Source organism: Ectobacillus sp. (assembly GCF_056992975.1).
The window spans coordinates 1-3,547 of the sequence record NZ_JBXKMX010000008.1; the positions used below are offsets into that span (position 1 = coordinate 1).

General features: G+C 38.7%; 2 protein-coding genes. Both read right to left on the minus strand.

Annotated features, from left to right (window positions below; all coding sequences use genetic code 11):
- The coding region (gene rarD / locus AC11ZT_RS00410) for an EamA family transporter RarD (RefSeq protein WP_484057712.1) at nucleotides 1-389 on the minus strand (389 nt) is incomplete at its 3' end.
- 262 nt (nucleotides 390-651) lie between these two features.
- A partial coding sequence (locus AC11ZT_RS00415) for a tubulin-like doman-containing protein (RefSeq protein ID WP_484057713.1) occupies nucleotides 652-3,547 on the minus strand: 2,896 nt, incomplete at its 5' end.

Here is a 3,547-nt window from a genome sequence, read left to right on the forward strand (position 1 = left end):
CGCTCCTTTAATACTACCATCCCTAATACTATACTTATTAATGGATTAATATAGTATCCTAAGCTAGCCTCAATTATATGATTGTGATTAACTGCCCAGATGTAAATATACCAATTGGTAGAAATCAAGAAGGAGGCAGCTAACAGTACAAAAAAAGTACGTGGCTGACGGATAACTTTCTTCCATTCTTTTGCAAACTCATGATAACGATTTGCTATCATCACAAGTAGGATTGTAAATATAAATGACCAAAGTATGCGATGCGCAATAATTTCATCCGATGGTACATTCTCTACCATCTTCCAATAAAGGGGGAACACGCCCCACATCATATAAGATGCAGCCGTATAAAGTATTCCCTTCTTTCGTTCAGTTGTGTCACTTTCCATATAAATTTCCTCCCTGGATGTGCTCACTTGTCTCTTTGTATGTAAGCACACCATCGTATTGCTAAACTCCATTTGCTACCCTATGCGAAAATGAATCCCTTCATTCTTTATGCCACACAAAGTTTAGATAGCCATTCAAATAATCCTTCACATTCTTCTATTGTACCATTGTATATACCTATTCGTGTATAGATTTTAATTTGTTGATCATGCCTAGGTTAGGTGGCCCTTTACATAACAAAAACCTAGCAGTTCTGCTAGGTTAGCCCTTTACATTGGTTTCTTCCTCCGTCGGTTCTTGAATTCCAAGCATATACAGCCATTTTTTATACGCTGCACTGTTTTCATCGATATAATCCTTGGCGTAGGAACGATTCCATAAATGATCAATGAAAATTGCACTTTCCTTGCGCGCCATTCCTTCTGCCCCAATACCATAATAGCTTTTAAAATATCCTTCTATTTCATCAATGAGCAAACGAAGTAACTCATCCGATGTCTCTTCAAGTAATGCATCACGCTTCGCCTCACCCGCATACACCGTTACAATATCCACTATGTTATGCACTTGTTCTTTTTTCAGCCATTTCACATCTTGCGCTCCCATTATGAATGGATGTGTATACAAATGTCCTCCAACTTGCATCGCCTTTTCTTGTTCCTGTTCAAACCGAGAAATAATATTTTCATAAATAAATGGATTATGAAGAAGAGCTCGGTGCAACTTATATCCTTCGCCTGTTACATTCTTCCCCATCGATTGAATAAGCTGTGTTCTGCCTATTCCATTGTATTGATAGAAATATCGGTCATCTACTTTCACGAGATCAATCCAACGATAAATATACGCGTATAAAAAGGCACGATTACATTTTTCGTAATCTAGCTTTGTTTGCGTTGCATTTAAATCTGGCATGAAAGCAGGAAGGTGCCAATACTTATCAAGATGTGGGGTTACATTCGTCTTTTTAATGTTTAATTTATTAATTCGGCGATAATACGCTTGAAAATAGTCGCCTTTTCCATCTAACATTACATTCGACAAATGACCAGATGAAAGCTTGGGAAAATCCTGTAATGATAATCCGTAATGAGCCCGGTAGCATACGATTTCAAATGTAGAGAACGCTTCATCTACGGTTTCTTTTTCAGAAAATATATCTTGTAATAATTCCTCATTTAGAGAATTGTAGACATTTGGATGAATTCCCCAGTATTGCAGTTCACGGTGATGAGAAACCTTCGGGATAAATGGACTGGCTAAATGAATGAGTTCAACGATTCGTTCTCTTACGTACGTATCGCCTTCTATATGCTGAAAATCTGCTTCTTTACGCATGGCCTCTACAATATTAAATTCCAATTTATCACGATAGCGGGTACGTAGTTGACCATTGCAATAGGATAAAATATGTTGGCGATAAAAATCCTCCACTCGGTCATTCAGCTCTGTTTCTCCTCCAGCTTCCCTAATAAATTCACGGTATAAATTCAAATAAATTTCTGCCGATATTTCGTGAGGTAGAATGCCACTGTCAACACTTTGCTGCAGTTGCTTCCACATTTTTTTCATGTGTTCTTCCTTAGCAAGAACGTATACATTTGTCGGATTCGTTCGTCCCTCAAATTCCTTTTCACGTCTACTAATTTCTAAAAGTAGGCTTTCTCTTGTTTCGTATAATTGACTGAAAAATCTCTCCCAATGACGAATCATTTGATTCACGGCTTGGAATATAGCCTGGTACACGAGTTCTAGCAGCAGGTCTTTTCGAAATTCATTTAGTTTATTTACATACGATGTGCTAATGTCTTGAAACTCTCTTCTAAACTCTCGCTGCTCATTATGAAATAACTTTCCAAACCAATTTTGTTGCTGCGTTAACTCTACACGTCTTACAGCGGTAATGGATTCATCCTCTTTACCAAGATTAAATTTTTTATCATAGTTTCGTATGAGAATTCGCTTGTGCTCGTTGCTCTCTTGTAATCGTTTCATACGTTCACTCACCGTTTTTCGAACCTCGTATAACATGTAACGGGCTGCGACTGGATGAACGGGTGATGGCTTTTTCAAAAACAACGTATTTAATTGATACGATTGTCCTTCCGCACCTCCTAATGTATATTGGTCTGCTTCTATAATGTCATATACAAGTGTTGTGACATGCTCATGAATTCGGCTTGGAATCGTGTATGCATATAATCGCAGGGCATGGTCGACACGTCCTACCTCTCCTTTCATTTGTTCGGTTACCTTTAATTTCGTTTGCATAACTTTACACTCACGCTGCAAGCGATTCAATTCCTCATCCTTTTGCACCGTTCGATGAACATAGCTTTCGACTGCCTCTAAAAACTGACGTACCTTTGAAATTCCTGTTTTTCCACCTTCTGCTCCCTCTCTAGTTTCTACATACATTTGTTTATAAAATGGGTGAGCACGTTCTGGTCTCGTTGCTAAGTGCTCTAAGTCTTCTAAAAAGCTGCGCCCTCGTTCTGGTTTCTCACGTTGTACACCACGGCGTATATCTTGTTCATAGCGATTCTTTTTCTCTTCATATAAACGGTCTAAGTGTAGCCACGATTCATCTAATCCTTGCACCGCCCATTTTAATGCACAGTACTTTACCATATGTTCATATGGATACACAATCTTTGCTGCACCAGCCCCGCAATAACGAGCTTTGCCATTAGAATCAGCAAGCTGCTGAATTTGATTATCCTCTTGGGCAAAATGGGAAGATGACAACGGACTAAATAACTGTAAATAAATTGTATTCGTCATTTGATCTACATAATCGGCAAGTGTCTGTAAATGATGACCATGTAAATTTTCATAGTCATATAAAAAACAATAGTTGAACGGTAAATGCTTTTGCATAATACTATAATTACTACGACCTTCTTCATCCACTTGATCAGGCCTGTATTCCAGTTCAATCGTAACGCCGCCTCGGTGTGACAACTCACCAGAGGCGCCTAACGTAATCGCGTGTAGCTCCTTTAACGATGCGTATCCATTTGCTTGAACCGTTTCGAATTCCTTTGCACTCACAGTTCGTGTTTTTACAAGTGCATCTGGAAGAAGAAAAGCTCCCCTAATAATAATATTGTTATGATGCAGCTTTTTCCGAAGCATTTCCCGCAAATACAAGGCA